General features: G+C 39.3%; 24 protein-coding genes. All 24 read left to right on the top strand.

Annotated elements, in window-relative coordinates:
• The first annotated feature begins 77 nt into the window (after window positions 1-77).
• The 24 genes from KHA93_RS13820 (at window position 78) to KHA93_RS13705 (ending at window position 20,591) form a co-directional block, all read left to right on the top strand.
• Complete coding sequence (locus KHA93_RS13820; RefSeq protein WP_213111260.1) at window positions 78-695, top strand: thymidine kinase; 618 nt, start codon at window positions 78-80, stop codon at window positions 693-695.
• A 103-nt stretch (window positions 696-798) separates the two neighbouring features.
• Complete coding sequence (locus KHA93_RS13815) at window positions 799-1,320, top strand: sigma-70 family RNA polymerase sigma factor (RefSeq protein WP_213111259.1); 522 nt, start codon at window positions 799-801, stop codon at window positions 1,318-1,320.
• Entirely contained in the window at window positions 1,313-2,632 is a 1,320-nt protein-coding gene (locus KHA93_RS13810; protein WP_213111258.1) for a DUF4179 domain-containing protein, read from the top strand. Before KHA93_RS13815 ends, KHA93_RS13810 begins: the two co-directional genes overlap by 8 nt.
• Before the next feature lie 91 nt (window positions 2,633-2,723).
• Complete coding sequence (gene prfA, locus KHA93_RS13805) at window positions 2,724-3,794, top strand: peptide chain release factor 1 (protein ID WP_213111257.1); 1,071 nt, start codon at window positions 2,724-2,726, stop codon at window positions 3,792-3,794.
• A 2-nt stretch (window positions 3,795-3,796) separates the two neighbouring features.
• Complete coding sequence (prmC, locus tag KHA93_RS13800) at window positions 3,797-4,651, top strand: peptide chain release factor N(5)-glutamine methyltransferase (RefSeq protein WP_213112935.1); 855 nt, start codon at window positions 3,797-3,799, stop codon at window positions 4,649-4,651.
• A 58-nt stretch (window positions 4,652-4,709) separates the two neighbouring features.
• Window positions 4,710-5,444, top strand: a complete 735-nt coding sequence (gene spoIIR / locus KHA93_RS13795; RefSeq protein ID WP_349772296.1) for a stage II sporulation protein R — start codon at window positions 4,710-4,712, stop codon at window positions 5,442-5,444.
• Between the two features lie 144 nt (window positions 5,445-5,588).
• Complete coding sequence (locus KHA93_RS13790) at window positions 5,589-6,638, top strand: L-threonylcarbamoyladenylate synthase (RefSeq protein WP_213111256.1); 1,050 nt, start codon at window positions 5,589-5,591, stop codon at window positions 6,636-6,638.
• 81 nt (window positions 6,639-6,719) lie between these two features.
• The gene (locus KHA93_RS13785) at window positions 6,720-7,256 is read left to right on the top strand and encodes a manganese efflux pump MntP (protein ID WP_233711162.1); all 537 of its coding nucleotides are present in this window, start codon (window positions 6,720-6,722) and stop codon (window positions 7,254-7,256) included.
• A gap of 139 nt (window positions 7,257-7,395) precedes the next feature.
• Window positions 7,396-7,830 (top strand): low molecular weight protein arginine phosphatase, encoded by a 435-nt coding sequence (locus KHA93_RS13780; protein WP_213112933.1) that lies wholly within the window; start codon window positions 7,396-7,398, stop codon window positions 7,828-7,830.
• A gap of 12 nt (window positions 7,831-7,842) precedes the next feature.
• Window positions 7,843-9,129, top strand: coding sequence for a methyl-accepting chemotaxis protein (locus KHA93_RS13775; RefSeq protein ID WP_213111254.1), 1,287 nt, complete (start codon window positions 7,843-7,845; stop codon window positions 9,127-9,129).
• Window positions 9,130-9,202: 73 nt separating this feature from the next.
• On the top strand, window positions 9,203-9,643 hold the full coding sequence (rpiB, locus tag KHA93_RS13770) for a ribose 5-phosphate isomerase B (RefSeq protein ID WP_213111253.1): 441 nt from the start codon (window positions 9,203-9,205) through the stop codon (window positions 9,641-9,643).
• 87 nt (window positions 9,644-9,730) lie between these two features.
• Window positions 9,731-10,312 carry a TIGR01440 family protein gene (locus KHA93_RS13765; RefSeq protein WP_213111252.1) on the top strand — a complete coding sequence of 194 codons (582 nt, stop codon included), beginning with the start codon at window positions 9,731-9,733 and terminating at the stop codon, window positions 10,310-10,312.
• 130 nt (window positions 10,313-10,442) lie between these two features.
• A complete protein-coding gene (gene glyA / locus KHA93_RS13760; protein WP_213111251.1) occupies window positions 10,443-11,678 on the top strand; it encodes a serine hydroxymethyltransferase in 1,236 nt (411 codons plus the stop codon).
• A gap of 324 nt (window positions 11,679-12,002) precedes the next feature.
• Window positions 12,003-12,632, top strand: a complete 630-nt coding sequence (upp, locus tag KHA93_RS13755) for a uracil phosphoribosyltransferase (protein WP_213111250.1) — start codon at window positions 12,003-12,005, stop codon at window positions 12,630-12,632.
• Window positions 12,633-13,227: 595 nt separating this feature from the next.
• The gene (locus tag KHA93_RS13750; RefSeq protein WP_213111249.1) at window positions 13,228-13,620 is read left to right on the top strand and encodes an ATP synthase subunit I; all 393 of its coding nucleotides are present in this window, start codon (window positions 13,228-13,230) and stop codon (window positions 13,618-13,620) included.
• 6 nt (window positions 13,621-13,626) lie between these two features.
• Entirely contained in the window at window positions 13,627-14,343 is a 717-nt protein-coding gene (gene atpB, locus KHA93_RS13745) for a F0F1 ATP synthase subunit A (protein ID WP_213111248.1), read from the top strand.
• Between the two features lie 75 nt (window positions 14,344-14,418).
• The gene (atpE, locus tag KHA93_RS13740; protein ID WP_213111247.1) at window positions 14,419-14,634 is read left to right on the top strand and encodes a F0F1 ATP synthase subunit C; all 216 of its coding nucleotides are present in this window, start codon (window positions 14,419-14,421) and stop codon (window positions 14,632-14,634) included.
• Between the two features lie 111 nt (window positions 14,635-14,745).
• The gene (gene atpF, locus KHA93_RS13735; RefSeq protein WP_213111246.1) at window positions 14,746-15,261 is read left to right on the top strand and encodes a F0F1 ATP synthase subunit B; all 516 of its coding nucleotides are present in this window, start codon (window positions 14,746-14,748) and stop codon (window positions 15,259-15,261) included.
• Between the two features lie 2 nt (window positions 15,262-15,263).
• Window positions 15,264-15,800, top strand: a complete 537-nt coding sequence (locus KHA93_RS13730) for a F0F1 ATP synthase subunit delta (protein ID WP_213111245.1) — start codon at window positions 15,264-15,266, stop codon at window positions 15,798-15,800.
• A gap of 68 nt (window positions 15,801-15,868) precedes the next feature.
• On the top strand, window positions 15,869-17,377 hold the full coding sequence (gene atpA / locus KHA93_RS13725; RefSeq protein WP_213111244.1) for a F0F1 ATP synthase subunit alpha: 1,509 nt from the start codon (window positions 15,869-15,871) through the stop codon (window positions 17,375-17,377).
• A 72-nt stretch (window positions 17,378-17,449) separates the two neighbouring features.
• Complete coding sequence (locus tag KHA93_RS13720) at window positions 17,450-18,307, top strand: F0F1 ATP synthase subunit gamma (protein ID WP_213111243.1); 858 nt, start codon at window positions 17,450-17,452, stop codon at window positions 18,305-18,307.
• A gap of 81 nt (window positions 18,308-18,388) precedes the next feature.
• A complete protein-coding gene (gene atpD, locus KHA93_RS13715; protein ID WP_213112932.1) occupies window positions 18,389-19,810 on the top strand; it encodes a F0F1 ATP synthase subunit beta in 1,422 nt (473 codons plus the stop codon).
• A 22-nt stretch (window positions 19,811-19,832) separates the two neighbouring features.
• On the top strand, window positions 19,833-20,234 hold the full coding sequence (locus tag KHA93_RS13710; RefSeq protein WP_213111242.1) for a F0F1 ATP synthase subunit epsilon: 402 nt from the start codon (window positions 19,833-19,835) through the stop codon (window positions 20,232-20,234).
• A gap of 123 nt (window positions 20,235-20,357) precedes the next feature.
• Window positions 20,358-20,591 carry a DUF1146 family protein gene (locus tag KHA93_RS13705; protein WP_213112931.1) on the top strand — a complete coding sequence of 78 codons (234 nt, stop codon included), beginning with the start codon at window positions 20,358-20,360 and terminating at the stop codon, window positions 20,589-20,591.
• Window positions 20,592-20,724 lie beyond the last annotated feature (133 nt).

Raw genomic sequence — 20,724 nt, 5'->3', positions numbered from 1 at the left:
TTTTTTACTCTGGCATAAGAAGCATAAACCTTCATATAGCATGCCTATTATATAAATTTGAAAGGAGCAGTCATCTCATGGATATAATTAAGCACACAGGATGGATTGAAGTCATTTGCGGAAGTATGTTCTCTGGAAAGTCAGAAGAATTGATTCGACGTGTTAGGAGAACACAATTCGCAAAGCAAAGTGTTATGGTTTTTAAACCACAATTAGATGACCGCTATAGTATAAATGAAGTTGTTTCTCATAATGGGGCAGCTGTGAATGCACAACCAGTGAAAGATTCAACTGAAATATTAAAGACCGTACATGCAGATATCGATGTAGTTGCGATCGATGAAGCTCAATTTTTTGATGACGGACTTATCTCGGTTGCTCAGCAGCTTGCAGATAGTGGTCACAGAGTGATCGTTGCAGGGTTGGATCAAGATTTTCGAGGTGAACCATTTGGTCCGATGCCTCATATCATGGCTGTTGCTGAACAAGTGACAAAGCTTCATGCAGTTTGTGCAGTTTGCGGTTCACCCGCTAGCAGAACTCAACGTCTTATTAATGGTGAACCTGCTTGTTATGATGACCCGATTATTTTAGTTGGGGCTTCCGAAGCGTATGAAGCAAGATGTAGACATCATCACGAAGTACCTGCAGGAACGAATGCAAATTTGCATCAACCAATTGAAAACGGTAAATAAAGAGTACATAAAGTTAGTCCTTGATCATCTTCAAGGACTATTTTTAATTTTTCTAAAACTTTTCTCACGCTACACTGTCTAATATATAGAAAGGGGGATTTTGGTGATTGGTGAGAAACTAGTTAAAAAGGCTATAAAAGGGAATGATGAAGCCTTTTTAGAAATTATGAATGAATATAAAGTGGATTTATATAAAACGGCACTCGCTTTTTTGAAAAACGACAATGAGGCTTTAGAAGCCATTCAGGAAGTGACGTTTCGTGCCTATAAAAATATTCGAACATTACGGAACGCCCATTTTTTTAAAACTTGGCTGTTTCGAATAATGATCAATTACTGCAATGATCAATTAAAAATGAAAAAGCGGCATGTAGTTGATGATGAAATAATCCAGACCTTGGCAGTGTCGGAAAAATTCGATGAGCTTGAAATGAAGGATGCGATGTTAAAACTCGATGAAAGGTCCCGTGAGCTACTAACGTTAAAGTACTTCAACGATATGAAAATAAAAGAAATTGCCGAGGCGATGCAATGTCCGGAAGGGACAGTTAAAACCTGGCTACATAAAGCATTGAAGCGGCTGCGAGACATATTGGAAGAGAAAGGAGCGGGTTCGAGTGTTTGAAAAAGAAGAGAAGAAACTGGCCGATTTCAAAAGTACATATGATGATGCCACTATTCCGGTAGAAGCAATAGATGCAGCTATTCTGGCAGGATTCCAAAAAGCAAAGCAAAAGAGGAAAACAAATATTAAAAAGTGGGTATTTTCCTGTGCAGCAGCTGTTATTATTTTTGGCGGATTCTTTACTTCCATTCGAGTATCACCTGCATTTGCTTCTTACATCGCGGCCATTCCTGGTATGGATAGAATCGTTGAGATGATTATTCATGATAAAGGAATGATTGCAGCGGTCGAGAATGAATATTATCAGGAAATTGGTGTTTCGGAAGAAAAAAATGGAGTAAAGCTAACAATAGATGGGGCGATTGCGGATGAAAATGGGCTTGTTTTGTTTTATTCATTGCAACCCGAAAAAAAATACGAATCGATGTGGATTGAAAAAGTAGATATAAAAAGTGTAGATGGAAAGGAATTAAATCAATCGTCTTTTGGTTTCGGGGCGCCGCATATTCCTGATAAAAGCTCTACTTATCAAGGAATGATTGAATATTTCTTTAAAGAGCCTTATGAAGCAAGGAATTTTCAGTTAGATATAACAGTAGGGGCAAGCGGTTATTCTGAGGCATTCAAAATGCCTTTTACACTAAAAGAAGTAAAGCCAGCAAAGCAACTTGCCATTAACAAAGATGTGACGATTCAAGGACAAAAAATAACCTTTGTTAATGCAGAAATCTATCCACTAAGAGTGGCGCTTCATGTAAAAATGGATCCAAAAAACACAAAAAAACTATTAAATTTTGATGATTTACGTCTTGTAGATGAAAAGGGTGAAACATGGAGTAAAATTCAAAACGGTATTACAGGCTCACGTATTTCTGATGATGAAGAAATTGTCTACTTGCAAAGTAATTATTTCAACGAACCAAAGGAACTTTATTTAGCTATTAATAAAATTCAAGCAATAGATAAGGATGAGGCCAATTTAGTGATAGACATCGAAAAGGAAAAAATCATCAAACAGCCAAAAGGAAGCCGATTTAATCCTAAAGTGACAGTTTCTGGAGATGACTTAATTTTTAAGATGCGTACAAAAGAGGAGTTTTCCTATTTTATGTTTAGTACACCTAAAGATCGCAATGGAAAGGAATTAATTTCGGAATCTGGCTTTTCGAATTTTGCTGATAACGAAGATTATCAAGTATATGAACACGCAATCAATATTAAAAGCCTACATTCCGTCAAAGGTCCGATCTCCCTTGAACTTTCCTTCTACCCATCATGGATCGTTGGCTCTGAAAAAATAAAAATTAAATAAGGACGTCTTTTTTACAAGAAATATTTGCTTTGGATAAAGTGAACGTTATACTATAATAGTGCACTTATGCAAACAGTATGAGGTGAAAAAGATGTTTGATAAATTACAATCTGTAGAAGAGCGCTACGAAAGGTTGAACGAGCTTTTAAGCGACCCAGAAATAGTCAGCGACTCTACAAAGTTAAGGGATTATTCAAAGGAACAATCGGCGATTGCAGAAACCGTTGAAGTATATCGTGAATATAAAAATGCGCAAGCTCAATATAAGGAAGCAAAAGAAATGCTTGAAGACAAGCTGGATGCTGACATGCGTGAAATGGTAAAAGAGGAAATCGGTGAACTCGAGGATCAGCTTGAGGAGCTAGAGGCTCGGCTCAAAATCCTACTCGTACCGAAAGATCCGAATGATGATAAAAACGTCATTATGGAAATTCGTGGTGCAGCAGGCGGCGATGAAGCAGCGCTATTTGCGGGTGATTTATACCGTATGTACAGCCGTTATGCAGAAGCGCAAAACTGGAAAATTGATGTCATTGAAGCTCATTCGACTGGACTTGGTGGCTATAAGGAAATCATTTTTATGATCAATGGAAATGGTGCCTACTCCAAGTTGAAATATGAGAATGGGGCTCATCGCGTACAGCGTGTTCCTGAGACGGAATCAGGCGGTAGGATTCATACATCGACTTCGACAGTTGCTGTACTTCCTGAAGCAGAAGAAGTTGAAGTAGATATTCATGAAAAAGATATCCGAGTTGATACATTTGCTTCGAGCGGACCAGGTGGGCAAAGCGTAAATACGACTATGTCAGCAGTTCGTTTAACACATATTCCGACGGGCGTTGTTGTTTCTTGTCAGGATGAAAAATCTCAGATTAAAAATAAAGAAAAAGCCATGAAAGTATTGCGTGCCCGAGTTTATGATATGTTTCAACAAGAAGCACAGGCTGAATATGATGCGAACCGTAAGTCTGCTGTTGGGACGGGTGATCGTTCCGAACGAATTCGCACATACAATTTCCCGCAAAACCGTGTAACAGATCATCGCATTGGGTTAACAATTCAAAAGCTTGATCAAATTTTAGAAGGTAAGCTCGACGAAGTGATTGATACTCTAATCATTGAAGATCAATCCAAAAAACTTGAGAGCGTGGAAGAATAATGATGCACAAAAAAGTGTATGAAGCCCTCAATTGGGCTTCTTCTTTTTTAAAAGAACATGGCCGAGATGAAAATGCAGGCGAGCTGTTATTAATGTGGATATTAGGATGGAACAGGGCTCGGCTCCTATCGGAATTAAGAATGGTTCTACCTGAGTCTAAATACAATCATTTCCTTCAGGCAGTTAAGGAGCATATTTCAGGCCGACCGATTCAACATATCATCGGGTACGAAGAATTTTTCGGAAGAAAATTTAGTGTAAATGAGCATGTGCTTATTCCTAGGCCGGAAACAGAAGAATTAATTGTCGCTGTGTTAGAGAGGGTGGATTCATATTTTGATCCGTCTTCTAAGCTAAAATGTGCAGATATCGGGACTGGCAGTGGAGCGATTGCGGTAACGATGAAACTGGAGCGGCAGCACCTGGCAGTTTCTGCATCGGATATTTCAGAAGCTGCATTAAAAATAGCTCAGAAAAATGCTGAAACGCTAGGAGCGGAAATAGATTTTCGGCATGGAGATTTACTAGAGCCATTTTCAAACGAAAAATGGGATATCGTAATTTCAAATCCACCTTATATTCCAATTGGTGAAGAAGATATTTTATCTGAAGTCGTTCGTGAACATGAACCACATAACGCCTTATTTGGTGGAGAAGATGGTCTTGATTTTTATCGAAGATTTGCTAACGACTTGCCAAAAATCGTAAATGAAAAAGCACTCGTCGCTTTTGAAATTGGCGCTAGTCAAGGAGAAGAAGTCGCAGCTTTGATGAAAAAAGCTTTCCCAAATAGCAAAACGGAGATAATCTTTGATATAAATGGAAAAGATAGAATTGTACTAACGCAAATCAATTAATTAGTGTTTAGAATTCTATTATTTTGTCCATAATGCCTTCTAGAGGGGGCAGATGGATATGATGTATGATTATATGAAACATAAATTCTATCAAAAACATATAGCTTGGGTATATCTAATTATTCTTGTTTTCGCTACTGTGGTGAGTTTATTCATTCCTAAACAGGAAATGGCAAAGGCGTCTGATCCTCTTGTCATTCCAGGAGAGGCGATTCGTTTAAGAATATTGGCTAACAGTGATGGAGAAACAGATCAAGAAGTAAAGAGAGCGATCCGAGATGCGGTTAATGCGGAGATCACAAATTGGGTACAAGATTTAACGTCAATAGAAGCAGCAAGATCCACAATAACTTCAAGACTAGATCATGTGGAGGAAATTGCAAGGCAAGAATTAGCAGCACGTAACCTTGACTATTCAGTGAAAGTAGAATTCGGCAATGTTCAGTTTCCTACTAAATTATATGGTCAATATCTTTATCCTGCAGGCACGTATGAAGCGATCTTAATCACACTTGGGAAAGGAAAAGGTTCTAATTGGTGGTGTGTCCTTTTTCCACCTCTTTGTTTCTTGGATTTTTCTAATAGTTTAGCTGTGAGCCCTGGCTTTGAGGAAGATGAAAATATGAATAATGATATCCACAGTAATGTGGATAAATCTACAAGTGATGTGGATAAAACTGTGGATAATGAGCATGGACAAAAGAATGAACAGTCTCCTACATTTGTAAAAGAAGAGGAAAATAAAGTAGAAGTGAAATTTTTTATTGTAGAATTGTTTAATAAAATATTTTAAAAGGCAGTTTATATACATAAATCACAGAAGTTATCCACTAGATATGTGGTTGTTATCCACATTATGTGTATAAACCGTCTTTATTTTACTGCGAATCTCTTAAAAAATATTAGAATATCAACAAACAGGAATGAGGCTTTAAAAATGAAAACAGAAAGATGGTCTGTGGATAAAAATGTGGATAATAATAAAAAATATCCACAGATAGATGAAGCAGCTACTTTTTTACAAAAAAACGAAGTCGTCGCTTTCCCGACAGAAACAGTATATGGACTTGGGGCTAATGCCAAATCAGATGAAGCAGTAGCTAAAATCTTTGCTGCAAAGGGAAGGCCAGTGGATAACCCTTTAATTGTCCACATTTCATCTACAAGCCAGCTTGATGACCTCGTTGCCGCAATTCCAGAAAAGTCTATGAAACTGATGAACGCGTTTTGGCCAGGTCCATTAACGTTAATTTTTCCAAAAAAGCAAGGTGCTGTGTCCGATTATGTAACGGCAGGACTTGATACAGTTGCGGTGCGAATGCCGGATCACCCAGTGGCGCTCGCACTTATTTCTGCATCAGGGCTTCCGATAGCTGCTCCAAGCGCAAATCGATCGGGAAAGCCAAGTCCAACAACTGCAGACCATGTAGCAAAAGATTTGGAAGGAAAAATTGCTGGTATAGTTGATGGAGGTCCAACAGGTGTTGGCGTTGAGTCGACAGTGATTGATTGTACCGGAACGACACCGATTATTTTAAGGCCGGGCGGAGTTTCAAAGGAAGATATTGAGTTCGTTATAGATCACGTTGAAATGGATACAACATTAAAGAATAAAGAGCAAAAGCCGAAATCACCCGGAATGAAATATAAGCATTATGCACCTGCGGCTCCTTTATTTTTAGTAGAAGGTGAACCTAATTGGCTCCAGTCATTAGTCAATGAAAAAAGAAATGAAGGTTTAAAAGTAGGGGTCATGGCTTCGTCAGAAAATGCTTCTTATTATGAGGCTGATTTGATTCTTGATTGTGGCAGCAGAAATAACTTAAGCGAAGTCGCTCACTCGCTATATTATTCTCTTCGTGCTTTCGATGATGCTCAACTAGATATCATTTTTTCAGAGACGTTTCCAGAAACGGGGGTAGGTGTAGCCATTATGAATCGACTAGACAAGGCTGCGGGCCACAATTGGATTCGTCAAAAAATATAAGTCTATTCCCTTTTTTATTCGCATATGTTCCCTATAGGCACGTCCAATGGGGAAAGGGGGAAGAAGACAGTGCTCCCAGAAATGATCACATTATTAATCATGGCATTTGCGGTCGGGATGGACGCCTTTTCTGTCTCCCTCGGCATGGGAATATATGAGCTAAGATTAAAGCAAATCTTTTTTATCGGAATTACTGTTGGCATTTTCCATGTTGTAATGCCACTAATTGGCGTTTTAGCAGGGCACATGTTATCAGAGACATTTGGAAAAATTACAGGAAATATCGGAGGAATTCTGCTTGTCATTCTCGGCCTACAAATGATTGTATTTTGTTTTAGAACTGATCAGCAATCACTTGTATTGCCTGTAGGCGGGGGAATCATTATTTTTTCCCTTATTTTAAGTGTGGATAGTTTCTCAGCTGGACTTAGTTTAGGAATGTTTGGAGCTAGGGCAGCAATTGCCGCCTTGTGCTTTGGTGTAGTTGCCGTACTCTTAACGTGGAGTGGACTATTGATTGGGAGGAAAGTTCAAAGTCTGCTCGGTGTTTATGGAGAATTGCTAGGTGGGATTATACTGATTGCATTTGGGCTTAAGCTTCTATTTCAATTTACATAATATTTGGATATCGTAAGAAAGGCGGCTTTTCTTTAAAGAGAGCTGTCTTTTTTTATTGAATTATGCCATAATTTTCTCTATATTCTAGTCGGCCTTTTTACCTATTAAATAAAATAATGACGATGGATAAGGTGGTAGTATTGTGAATGTTCTTTTTGTATGTACAGGAAATACTTGCAGAAGCCCGATGGCGGAAGCGATTTTTAATAGCGAGTGGTTTGGAAAGGGTGCGGCAAAGTCAGGTGGTATGTTTGCTTCGGAAGGAGAAAATGCTGCCATCAACGCAATTCATGTGTTGAAAGAACATGGAATTGAAGTTAACCACCAATCGAAACAAATAACAAAAGAAGATTTGGATTGGGCATACCTTGTCCTTACGATGACTTCATCGCATAAAAATATGTTGCTTAACATTTTTCCAGGAGCTGCCGATAAAATATATACATTGAAAGAATATGTAAATGGGCATGGAACTGATTTGGATGTACTCGATCCGTACGGAGGGGATGTAAATATCTATCGCTCAACTTTTATGGAACTGAAGGAATTAATTAAAAGAATTTATGAAAAATAGGAGAATGTTGACGTGAAAAAACGCAAATACAAATTTGGCTTGCAGAAAAAACTAGTCGTTTTTATTACTTTAGTAGCAGCTATCACTTTTTCAACAAGTGCCTTCTTTCTTTATTTTATCTATCCATTTGTAGATGAATATATGAGTGAGGTAGTATTTACTCTTGGTACGTTGTTACTCGGGATTATTTGGTCGGGAATATTGACCTATTTTGGTGCATTTTTTATTACAAGGCCTCTGCAAAGGCTTGAACAGGCAGCTGTAAAAGTCGGAGAAGGGGATATAAGTACAGATGTAAAAATTTATGGAAAAGATGATGAAATCAATTCACTCGGAAAAGCGTTCAATGGAATGCTTCATAATTTTAGAGAAATGGTTTATCAAATTGAAGCGACTTTTAATAAAACGAATGAAAACGTAATCGCTATTTCTCAAAAATCAGTAAAAGCGGCTGAAGAAGCAGAGAATGCTGCTCAAACAATATCTGAAATCTCCGCAGGTGCGGAAAGTTCGGCTGCTGCGATTCAAGCAACAGCGGAATCTGTTGAAGATATTACGCAAATCGCAAATAAAGTTCAAACGATGGCGCGTGAATCAGAGAATATTACGAAAACCATGGTAGATGAGTTGCAAAAAAGCCAACAAGTTGTTCAATCTCTCGTTAATGGAATTGAGAATTTGGCGATTGGCAATAATAAATCACTAGAAGCTGTACATAGGCTAGAAGAAAATGCTACGAAAGTTGAACAAATTATTCAACTTGTCGGTGATATTGCAAACCAAACCAATTTGCTTGCATTAAATGCGTCGATTGAAGCAGCTCGTGCCGGTGAACATGGTAAAGGATTTGCAGTTGTCGCCGAAGAAGTAAGAAAACTGGCAGATGAAAGTGCAAAAGCTGTTCAAGGAATATCTGAGCTTATTCAAAACATCCAAACAGAGGTTGCGAGTGTCGTGAAGCAAATTGCAGCACAAGTTACTTCTGTTAATGAAGAAGTGAATAAGGGGACGCAAACGAATTCTGCCATTACAGCGATGACGAAGGCGATACACGAATCGGCATCTAGCGTTACGAATATTTCCGATCTAGTGGACAAACAAATGGAAAGTGTCAGCGTTACTTCTGCACAAGCTCAAGAAGTAGCAGCGATAGCGGAAGAAACATCTGCTGGAGCAGAAGAAGTGGCAAAACAATCGAAAAAACAAGCAGAAGACATGGAAGAAATTGACCAACTCGCTGACCAACTGCGAGAACAAGCTAACAAATTAAAAGACACCATCTCCCGTTTTACATTATAATAAACGGGGACGGGTTCAGTGGGGACAGGTCCAATAGGGACAGTCCCCATTATTTAATAGGGAGGTTTTGAAGTTGAAGGTAGCGTTGGCGTCGGATCATGGTGGCATTCAAATCCGTGAAGAGATTAGGAAGTTATTAGAAGAATTACATATAGAGTATGAAGATTTTGGCTGTGAGTGTGCAGATTCTGTGGATTATCCTGATTATGCTCTACCTGTTGCAGAAAAAGTGGCAAATGGGGAATTTGATAGAGGAATTTTAATTTGTGGTACTGGAATCGGGATGAGTATTTCAGCGAATAAAGTAAAAGGGATTCGTTGTGCACTCGTTCACGACATTTTTAGCGCAAGAATGACTCGCCTTCATAATAATAGTAATATATTAGCGATGGGAGAGCGTGTCATCGGTGCAGGATTGGCCCGTGAAATTGCCCAAACGTGGCTGCAAACTGACTTTGAAGGTGGTCGCCACCAAACTCGTATTGGAAAAATTGCAGAGTATGAGGAAAAATAATTAAGTTTGTAAATAAATCGAATTAAACAAAATCCGGACCGTGTCAATCGCGCTCCGGATTTTGTCAAATCATAATAGTCGAAGGAGATGAAAAGTGTGACATTGCCTTTAGAACAATGGCGCAAAGAATTACAAACCATTATTCGTGAAAGTAGAGATGCGTTAAAGCTTCAAGTTGGTAAAATGTTAGTTATCGGATGTTCCACTTCGGAAGTTGCTGGGAAAAATATCGGCACGTCCGGGACGATGGAAGCGGCCGAAGTGATTTATTCTGAGCTGAAAAAATATGCAGATGAGCAAGGCTTCTACTTAGCGTTTCAATGCTGCGAGCATTTAAATAGAGCATTAGTCGTAGAAAAACGAACAGCAATTGAAAAAGGATTGGAAGAAGTGTCAGTAATTCCTGCTCCGAATGCTGGAGGCTCAATGGCCACATATGCTTATCACCAGTTCAAAGAACCCGTAGTAGTAGAATTCATTAAAGCAGATGCGGGAATTGATATCGGCGATACATTTATCGGCATGCATATAAAACATGTCGCTGTTCCAATTCGAATTGGTCAGAAGAAATTAGGCAATGCAAATGTAACGATGGCGACAACCCGCCCGAAATTAATTGGTGGAGTGAGAGCGATATACGAACTGGAAAAACTGAACATTCAATGCTGATTTTTGGATAAACGTTCAGATTTTGCTGATAAAAGTTGATAATTCGTTTGGCAAAGACTTTCTTACATGGTAAAATGAAAAAGAATTTATTAAACGGTCATGACTTTTTTTAATGATGAGGGGGAGCGAAATGAGCATAATTGCAAAACAAGATCCGCAAGTATTTGAAGCGATTCAAAATGAATTAAAGCGCCAGCGCACAAAAATTGAGTTGATTGCATCTGAGAACTTTGTAAGCCCTGCTGTAATGGAAGCTCAAGGTTCGGTTTTAACGAATAAATATGCGGAAGGTTATCCAGGTCGTCGTTATTATGGGGGCTGTGAATATGTCGATGTTGCCGAAGATCTAGCGCGCAACCGAGCAAAAGATATTTTTGGAGCAGAGCATGTTAACGTACAGCCACATTCTGGTGCCCAAGCCAATATGGCAGTTTATTTCACAATTCTTGAACATGGTGATACGGTTCTCGGTATGAATCTATCCCATGGTGGACACTTGACGCACGGAAGTCCTGTTAATTTTAGTGGAATTCAATACAATTTCGTGGAATATGGAGTAGACGAAAAAGATCATCGCATTAATTACGAAGATGTACGTCAAAAAGCTATTGAGCATAAACCGAAGTTAATCGTAGCTGGTGCAAGCGCGTATCCGAGGGAGATTGATTTTAAAAAATTCCGCGAAATAGCCGATGAAGTAGGGGCTTACTTAATGGTGGATATGGCACACATCGCTGGCCTTGTAGCTGTCGGCCTTCATCCAAACCCAGTTCCATATGCTCATTTTGTTACAACGACTACTCATAAAACGTTGCGCGGTCCTCGTGGAGGAATGGTGCTTTGTAAAGAAGAATTCGCAAAGAAAATCGATAAAGCCGTTTTCCCTGGTCTTCAAGGTGGCCCATTAATGCACGTCATCGCTGCTAAAGCCGTTTCATTCGGTGAAGCCCTAACAGATGATTACAAAACATATATACAAAATGTTATCGATAATGCGAAACGCCTTGGCGAATCTTTGAATAAAGAAGGACTTGATCTCGTTTCTGGCGGAACAGACAATCATTTATTGCTGCTCGATCTTCGGTCCATTGGACTTACTGGAAAAGTGGCAGAAAAAGTATTGGACGATGTTGGTATTACTGTAAATAAAAACACGATTCCATACGATCCGGAAGGTCCATTTACAACGAGCGGAATCCGCATCGGTACGCCAGCTGTAACTTCAAGAGGCTTTGGCTTAGAAGAAATGGATGAAATTGCATCACTAATCGCATTTGTATTGAAGAATCACGATGACGAAGCAAAGCTTGATGAAGCTAGAAATCGTGTAGAAGCATTAACAGCAAAGTTTTCGTTATATGAATAATATGAATGACTTTGTTAAAGTTCATTGTTGATTTTTCCTGTTGACTGGAGCGAAAATCAACATACTTGGAACAAAGCCATCTGAATAAAAAGAAAGAAACAGCTGCAACGTTTTTTAAGTGCAGCTGTTTTTTTTATAGAAGAAAATATGTTTTTTAATAATCTAGACAAAAAAAATTCAGAAAAAGGCAAGAATTTGTCATTTCCTCATATCTCTTGCTCAAGCAAAGTCTATTCTGTAAAATAATGAAGGACAAGTTATAGAAGGATAAACAAAAATCTAATGATTTCAGACATGGAATCTGACAAAAGAAGGAGTAAAATTATGGCCAAAGTGTATGTATTCGATCATCCCCTCATTCAACACAAAATTACATATATTCGCGACAAAAACACAGGTACAAAGGAATTCCGTGAGCTAGTAGACGAGGTCGCTACATTAATGATGTTTGAAATTACACGGGATATGCAACTACAGGAAGTTGAAGTTGAAACCCCAGTTGCTAGAGCAAAATCAAAAATTTTAGCTGGGAAAAAGCTTGGTATCGTTCCGATCCTTCGTGCCGGAATAGGAATGGTAGATGGTATTTTAAATCTGCTTCCAGCTGCCAAAGTAGGACATATCGGATTGTATCGTGATCCTGAAACATTAAAGCCCGTTGAATATTACGTAAAGCTCCCAAGTGATGTTGAAGAACGCGATTTTATTCTAGTTGATCCGATGCTAGCGACTGGTGGATCTGCTGTAGCGGCGATTGATTCACTAAAAAAACGTGGAGCGAAAAATATTAAGTTCATGTGCCTCATTGCAGCGCCAGAAGGAGTAGAAGAAATGCAAAAGGCTCACCCAGACGTTGATATCTATATCGCTGGACTTGACGAAAAATTAAATGATCATGGCTACATCGTTCCAGGTCTTGGTGATGCAGGAGACCGCTTGTTTGGTACGAAATAAGAATTAACATTTAATAAAAGATTAAAAAACTTTGTGATACTTCAATAAAGAAAACAAAGGCCCGAACTTTTTCATGGATAATCGGCAATAGAGACGGGGAAATTAAATTTCCGTCTCTATTGTCCCTATACATATTAAAGTTACTGATTTTGAAAGCGCACTTCAAATTATTGCTGATGAGTTGATTGCAGCGAAAGACGCGAGACTCCTGGGGGATATTCCCCTTAACGCGGAAAGCGAGCGGCTGTAGCGAAAATCAACGGACATTTTTTGCAGAGTAATCTATTAAAAATTTTGTCAAAATGAGTCGTAATTGGAAGAAATTTTTAAAATGATTTTTTTGTGAACAATCTTGACATTCTTTGTACGAAATTCATTGAAAACTCGTTGACTAATGTTTAGTGCTATTGTATGCTAACAAAGGGTATGGTCAAAATGGTTATTCCCTTGTATTATAACGATTCAAAGCATGAGTGCACACATGCTTATGGATAAAGTTAGTATTAGTTTAAATCATCGAACTTCCACGATGCCAAGCCTCGAAATTTGGCGGAACCTCAAAGTTCGACATTTCTTTTCAGGAGATTAAAAAGATATGCCGGAACTCCAACAATTATTCAATAGACACTGCAAGTACATAATATACCTTATTGCAATCTATGTATTGGGGTGGGGATTTACAAGCTATAAAACAATTTTTATGGGTTTGATCCTCGGCACATCAGTTAGTCTTTTTAATCATTGGAACTTAGTAAGGAAAACAACGTTATTTGGTGAAGCCGCTTCATCGGGTAAAAAAATGCGTTCCTTTGGTACAATGATTAGAATGTGTAGTGCCATATTAGCGGTATTTATTGCGGGGAAGTATCCAAATCTATTTGATCTAATCAGTGTCCTTATAGGAATAATGACGGCACACGCAGTCATTATTATAGATTTCTTTTTACAACAGATTTTCAAATCCCACATAAAGAGAGAAGAGAGGTGAGTTTAATTGGGTCATGCAGCACCAGAAGTGGAGATATTTGGTCTATGGTTTAACCTCGCCAACGTTTTAATGATTACCATTGCATCATTAATAGTTTTCCTCATTGCAGTTATCAGTACGAGAAAATTAGCATTAAAACCCACTGGTATGCAAAACTTCCTTGAATGGGTATTCGATTTCGTCAAAGGTATCATTAAAAGTAATATGGATTGGAAATCAGGAGGCCATTTTCATATTTTAGGTGTCACGCTAATCATGTATATTTTTGTTTCCAACATGTTAGGTCTACCTTTTTCCATCCAAATCAATCACGAATTATGGTGGAAATCACCAACAGCCGATCCAGTCATTACGCTAACTTTAGCGACGATGGTAGTGGGGTTATCTCATTATTATGGTATTAAACAAAATGGCATTGGCGGATATCTTAAAGGGTTTGTAAAGCCAATGTGGTTTTTACTCCCACTTAAAATCATTGAGGAATTTGCCAATACATTAACATTGGGTCTTCGTCTTTTTGGTAATATTTATGCTGGTGAAATCCTACTTGGATTACTTGCTGGTTCAATGGCAGCACCAAATGGATTATGGGGCTGGATAGCAGCAGCAATACCAACCCTTGCTTGGATGGGATTCTCAGTCTTTATTGGAGCAATTCAGGCGTTTATTTTCACTATGTTAACGATGGTCTATCTGGCACATAAAGTCAGCACAGATCATTAATATAAAACTGTTCATTATATGGACAAACCATTTTAAGAAAAAATACTTTTCATACAATTAAGGAGGAAATTTATAATGGGTATGTTAGCAGCAGCAATCGCAATTGGTTTGGCAGCTCTAGGAGCAGGTATCGGTAACGGTTTAATCGTTTCTCGTACAGTAGAAGGTATGGCTCGTCAACCAGAAGCAAGAGGTATGCTTCAAACTACAATGTTCATCGGGGTTGCATTAGTTGAGGCGATTCCTATCATCGCGGTTGTTATCGCGTTCATGGTTCAAGGAAGAATGTAATTTAAGTAAACAATACGGATAAAATGGCGAAGATTACAATCCAGAACCTTCGCCTTTTATTTAGGATAAGCAGTACTATTTCGGGTTGTTTTTGAAAGGAGTGGAGCGAGCGTGTCTACATTCGTGCTAGGTGCTGAAATCGCAGGTGTGCATTTTAACGGCGGCGATATCTTATTCCAACTAGTCATTATGATTATTCTTATAGCGTTGCTGAAAAAGTTTGCTTGGGGTCCGTTAATGGGCATCATGAAGCAACGTGAAGATTATATTACAAATGAAATCGAAGCGGCTGAAAAAAGTCGTACTGATGCAAGTAAATTGCTAGAAGAACAAAAAGAATTATTAAAAGAAGCTCGTTTGGAAGCTCAAAACATGATTGAGAATTCCAAAAAACATGGCGAAATTTCACGCCAGGAAATTATTGCTACTGCTCGTGAAGAAGCAGAACGTCTTAAAGAATTGGCTCGCATTGAAATCGAACAACAAAAAGAGCAAGCAATTACTGCTTTACGCGAACAAGTTGCAACTTTATCAGTTCTAATTGCGTCTAAGGTTATTGAGAAAGAACTTAAAGAAGAAGATCAACAAAAATTGATCAATGATTATATTCAAAGGGCAGGAGAATAGCGATGAGTCAAAACATTGTCGCAGAGCGCTATGCTTTAGCTCTTTTCCAATTAGCCAAAGAACATAATCTCGTTCAACAAATAGAAGAGGAACTGCGTGTTGTGAGAAAGTCTGTCAGTGAAAACGCAAGCTTCATCACTTTGCTTACCTCTCCAAATTTATCTCTTCATGAGAAAAAGAATGTATTACAAACTGTTTTCACGAATGTTTCTCCATTCGTGTCTCATACATTACAGCTGCTTATTGACCGTCATCGTCAAAGTGACATCTTGGACGTAGCTGAGGCTTTTATCGAATTAGCCAATAAAGAAAACGGAGTGGCAGAAGCTACTGTATACTCAACACGACCACTAACTGCGACTGAAGTAGAAAGTATTTCAGCTTCGTTTGCACCTAAAGTTGGTAGGCGTTCTTTAAACATCGAGAATATCGTGGACACAAATCTTCTCGGTGGGTTAAAAATCCGAATTGAAAATCGCATTTACGACGGCAGTCTACGTGGAAAACTTGACCGTCTTGAGCGTACATTAATTAGTTAACTTTAGGAATTTATAAAGTTAACTTCCATCAGATTTTATATTCTGCTGAAAAATGAGGGGTGAATTTCATGAGCATCAAAGCTGAAGAAATCAGTGCGCTGATAAAAAAGCAAATTGAAAATTATCAGTCTGATATGGAAGTAAATGATGTTGGTACAGTTATCCAAGTTGGGGACGGAATCGCCCGCGCTTACGGACTGGACAATGTCATGTCAGGAGAACTTGTTGAATTCTCCAACGGTGTTATGGGTATGGCACAAAACCTTGAAGAAAGCAACGTCGGTATCATTATCCTTGGCCCATACACAGATATTCGTGAAGGAGACCAAGTTCGCCGTACAGGACGTATCATGGAAGTTCCTGTTGGGGAAGAACTTATTGGTCGTGTTGTAAATCCACTTGGACAACCGATTGATGGTCTTGGTCCAATCAATACATCTAAAACTCGTCCAATCGAAAGCCCTGCACCAGGAGTTATGGATCGTAAGTCGGTTCATGAACCATTACAAACAGGGATTAAAGCGATTGACGCACTTGTTCCAATCGGTCGTGGTCAACGTGAATTAATCATCGGTGACCGTCAAACTGGTAAAACAACAGTTGCAATCGATACAATCTTGAACCAAGCAGACCAAAACATGATTTGTGTATACGTTGCGATTGGTCAAAAAGAATCAACTGTTCGTGGAGCAGTTGAAACGCTTCGTAGACATGGCGCTCTTGACTACACAATCGTTGTAAGTGCATCTGCATCACAACCTGCACCGTTGTTATTCCTTGCTGCATATACAGGAGTTACAATGGGTGAGGAGTTTATGTATAACGGTAAACACGTACTTGTTGTATATGATGACTTAACAAAACAAGCTTCGGCGTACCGTGAACTTTCCTTGCTACTTCGTCGTCCTCCAGGCCGTGAAGCTTATCCAGGGGATGTTTTCTACTTGCACTCCCGCTTACTTGAGCGTGCTGCGAAACTGAGTGACGCAAAAGGCGGCGGTTCATTAACAGCACTTCCATTCGTTGAAACACAAGCAGGAGATATCTCCGCTTACATTCCAACGAACGTTATTTCGATTACAGACGGACAGATCTTCTTGCAATCCGATTTGTTCTTCTCAGGTGTACGTCCAGCGATTAACGCAGGTTTATCTGTATCCCGTGTCGGTGGATCTGCACAAATTAAAGCGATGAGAAAAGTTGCGGGTACGTTGCGTCTTGACCTTGCATCATTCCGTGAGCTTGAATCATTTGCTCAATTCGGATCGGATCTTGACAAAGCAACTCAAGCGAAACTTGCACGTGGTGCACGTACAGTTGAAGTATTGAAACAAGACTTGAACAAGCCGATTAAAGTAGAAAAACAAGTTATGATTTTGTATGCATTAACTCAAGGCTTACTTGATGATATTGCAGTACATGATATCCTTCGCTTCGAAGAAGAACTCTCTTCTTGGCTCGATCATAATCGTGCTGAATTACTTGAGAAAATCCGTACTACAGGTGCTCTACCTGCAGATGAAGAAATGATGGATGCAATCAATACATTCAAAAAAACTTTCGCGAAAAGTGAATAAATAGCTGTGAATAAATAGCAGAACGGTGCGAACCGTTTCTGCTCTACTTTGAAAAAAGGGTGGTGAGAATCAGTGGCATCCTTAAGGGAAATCCAATCTCGCATCAACTCGACGAAGAAAACAAGACAAATTACAAAAGCCATGCAAATGGTGTCGGCTGCGAAATTAAACCGTGCAGAAATGAATGCAAGAGCATTCGTTCCTTACATGGAAAAAATTCAAGAAGTTGCAGCAAGTATTGCAATGGGTAGCAGGGATGCAACTCATCCAATGCTCGACACTCGTCCAGTTAAGCGAACAGGTTATATTGTCATTACGGCGGACCGTGGATTAAAAGGGGCTTATAATAGTAACGTTTTACGTGCAGTCCATAACAAAATTCAGGAACGTCACAAATCTAATGATGATTATGCCATTATTGCAATTGGACGTATGGGTCGCGACTTTTTCCTAAAAAGAAATATGAATGTTGTACTTGAAATCAACGGACTTCCAGATCAGCCTTCTTTCGTGGATATTATGGAAATCACGAGCAAAGCAGTTGGGATGTTCTCAGATGAAACGTATGACGAACTATACATGTATTATAACCACTACGTTAGTGCCATCAGTCAGGAAGTGACAGAGAAGAAAGTATTGCCGCTTACTGACATCGCACCATCAACAAAACTTATGTCTTATGAGTATGAACCATCTGCAGAATCAGTTTTAGAAGTGTTGCTGCCGCAATATGCGGAAAGTTTGATTTACGGTGCACTTCTAGATGCAAAAGCAGCTGAGCACGCTGCAGGTATGACTGCGATGAAGAGTGCGACTGATAACGCAGGTGAGCTTATCGACAGCTTGACACTACAATTTAACCGTGCACGTCAGGCAAGCATCACTCAAGAGATTACCGAAATTGTCGGTGGAGTAGCAGCTCTAGAATAATTTTTTCATATAATTGAGTGTTCAAAAAGCAGGATAAAAACTTTTTGAACATCCTCTATAACCCAGGTAGGAGGGGAAATGATGAACAAAGGACAGGTTCTACAAGTAATGGGACCGGTTGTTGACGTTAAATTCGCCAATGGCCAACTCCCTGAAATTTATAACGCGCTTAAAGTTACGTATGTAGCTCAAAACGAATCAGAAGTTAATATCGACTTGACATTGGAAGTTGCTCTTCACCTTGGTGATGATACTGTCCGTACAATCGCAATGGCTTCTACAGACGGAGTCCAACGTGGAATGGACGTACTTGACACTGCAGCACCAATTTCCGTTCCTGTCGGAGATATTACACTAGGACGTGTATTTAACGTATTAGGTGAAAATATTGACCTTGATGAAAAGCTTCCTAATGACGTGCGCCGTGATTCTATTCACCGTCAAGCACCTAAATTTGAACAGCTTTCTACAGAGGTTGAGATTTTAGAAACAGGTATTAAAGTTGTTGACTTGCTTGCTCCTTACATTAAAGGTGGTAAGATTGGTCTCTTCGGTGGTGCCGGCGTTGGTAAAACGGTATTAATTCAGGAATTGATCAATAACATCGCCCAAGAACACGGTGGTATTTCCGTATTCGCTGGTGTTGGAGAGCGTACACGTGAAGGAAACGACCTTTACTATGAAATGAAAGATTCCGGAGTTATCAATAAAACAGCGATGGTATTTGGACAAATGAACGAACCACCAGGTGCACGTATGCGTGTTGCTTTGACTGGTCTAACAATGGCTGAGTACTTCCGTGACGAACAAGGACAGGACGTTCTTTTCTTCATCGACAACATTTTCCGCTTTACACAAGCAGGTTCTGAAGTATCTGCCCTTCTTGGCCGTATGCCTTCAGCGGTTGGTTACCAGCCTACACTTGCTACGGAAATGGGTCAGCTCCAAGAACGTATTACATCAACAAACGTTGGTTCTGTTACATCTATCCAAGCGATTTACGTTCCTGCGGATGACTATACGGATCCTGCGCCAGCGACAACGTTCGCTCACCTTGACGCAACGACAAACCTTGAGCGTAAGCTTTCAGAAATGGGTATTTACCCTGCGGTGGACCCACTTGCTTCTACATCAAGAGCACTTTCTCCAGAAATCGTAGGAGAAGAGCATTATGAAATTGCACGTTCCGTACAGCAAACATTACAACGTTATCGTGAATTGCAAGATATCATTGCGATCCTTGGGATGGATGAGCTTTCCGATGAAGATAAATTGGTCGTATCACGTGCTAGACGTGTTCAATTCTTCTTATCGCAAAACTTCCACGTTGCTGAACAATTTACAGGTCAACCAGGATCTTATGTTCCAGTAGCTGAAACAGTTAAAGGATTTAAAGAAATTCTTGAAGGAAAATACGACCATCTTCCAGAGGACGCTTTCCGTCTTGTAGGCCCGATTGAAGATGTTGTTAAAAAAGCTCAAGACATGGGCGTAGAAGTATAATCAGAGACCAGGAGGGTATGAAATGAAGACATTGCAAGTAAGTATTGTCACTCCCGACGGTCCCGTCTATGACTCCGAGGTTGAAATGGTAAGCACGAAAGCAGAATCGGGAGAACTTGGTATTCTACCAGGGCACATCCCATTGGTTGCACCGCTTCAAATTGGGGCTGTCCGTTTAAATAACGGAACAGAAACAGAATATGTTGCAGTAAGTGGTGGATTTTTAGAAGTTCGCCCTGAGAAAGTAACTATTCTTGCCCAAACTGCTGAAAGATCCGAAAACATCGACATTGCTCGTGCAGAAGAAGCAAAGAGACGTGCCGAAAGCCGACTCCAAGGAAATCAAGATGACATCGATTTTAGACGCGCCGAATTGGCACTAAAAAGGGCCATGAATCGTATAGACGTATACAAACATCATTGAGTTAGAATGAATTAGCTCCCGTTTTACGGAGCTTGAGCAGATATGAAAAATCGAACACCTTCTGGTTTACAATCAGAAGGTGTTCATATGTATCAATCAAACATGGGACAGAGGTGGTTAAAGATGCTTGAGAATCTAGGTCAGCAAGCCTTGATCAATTTAATCTCCCATTTATTTTTTATTGGCATTACATTTTATGCACTCCAAGCATTGAACTTTGAAAAGCTTCTAAGAAAAAATCGGGTTTTCCAAGCACGTCTGCTTTATATTGTAGTGACTATTGTAATTGGTTCTGCAGTTAGTAACTTTTTTTTAGACTATTTATATTGGTCGCGACAACTCCAACTTTTATTTTAATACATAAAATAAAGCACTTTTAAAAAAGGAATTCTCCAAATTAGTAAAAATGATTCATGCTAAAATAACTTCTAAGTAGAATCCCCATTAGAATTTTTAATGAAAATAAGAAATATGTAACGAGTATTTAATG

It is taken from the genome of Lederbergia citrisecunda (assembly GCF_018343695.1).
Taxonomy (GTDB): domain Bacteria; phylum Bacillota; class Bacilli; order Bacillales; family Bacillaceae_C; genus Lederbergia; species Lederbergia citrisecunda.
Note: the sequence above shows the minus strand (reverse complement) of the source record. Positions and strands in the feature narration are given on the sequence as shown.

Coding starts and splice junctions, on each gene's coding strand:
- KHA93_RS13730 (WP_213111245.1), top strand. CDS start 15,264: ATGAGTCAAAACATTGTCGCAGAGCGCTATGCTTTAGCTCTTTTCCAA.
- atpD (WP_213112932.1), top strand. CDS start 18,389: ATGAACAAAGGACAGGTTCTACAAGTAATGGGACCGGTTGTTGACGTT.
- KHA93_RS13750 (WP_213111249.1), top strand. CDS start 13,228: ATGCCGGAACTCCAACAATTATTCAATAGACACTGCAAGTACATAATA.
- prfA (WP_213111257.1), top strand. CDS start 2,724: ATGTTTGATAAATTACAATCTGTAGAAGAGCGCTACGAAAGGTTGAAC.
- spoIIR (WP_349772296.1), top strand. CDS start 4,710: ATGATGTATGATTATATGAAACATAAATTCTATCAAAAACATATAGCT.
- KHA93_RS13785 (WP_233711162.1), top strand. CDS start 6,720: ATGATCACATTATTAATCATGGCATTTGCGGTCGGGATGGACGCCTTT.
- upp (WP_213111250.1), top strand. CDS start 12,003: ATGGCCAAAGTGTATGTATTCGATCATCCCCTCATTCAACACAAAATT.
- KHA93_RS13765 (WP_213111252.1), top strand. CDS start 9,731: ATGAAAAGTGTGACATTGCCTTTAGAACAATGGCGCAAAGAATTACAA.
- KHA93_RS13820 (WP_213111260.1), top strand. CDS start 78: ATGGATATAATTAAGCACACAGGATGGATTGAAGTCATTTGCGGAAGT.
- KHA93_RS13790 (WP_213111256.1), top strand. CDS start 5,589: ATGAAAACAGAAAGATGGTCTGTGGATAAAAATGTGGATAATAATAAA.
- KHA93_RS13710 (WP_213111242.1), top strand. CDS start 19,833: ATGAAGACATTGCAAGTAAGTATTGTCACTCCCGACGGTCCCGTCTAT.
- KHA93_RS13705 (WP_213112931.1), top strand. CDS start 20,358: ATGCTTGAGAATCTAGGTCAGCAAGCCTTGATCAATTTAATCTCCCAT.
- glyA (WP_213111251.1), top strand. CDS start 10,443: ATGAGCATAATTGCAAAACAAGATCCGCAAGTATTTGAAGCGATTCAA.
- atpA (WP_213111244.1), top strand. CDS start 15,869: ATGAGCATCAAAGCTGAAGAAATCAGTGCGCTGATAAAAAAGCAAATT.
- atpE (WP_213111247.1), top strand. CDS start 14,419: ATGGGTATGTTAGCAGCAGCAATCGCAATTGGTTTGGCAGCTCTAGGA.
- prmC (WP_213112935.1), top strand. CDS start 3,797: ATGCACAAAAAAGTGTATGAAGCCCTCAATTGGGCTTCTTCTTTTTTA.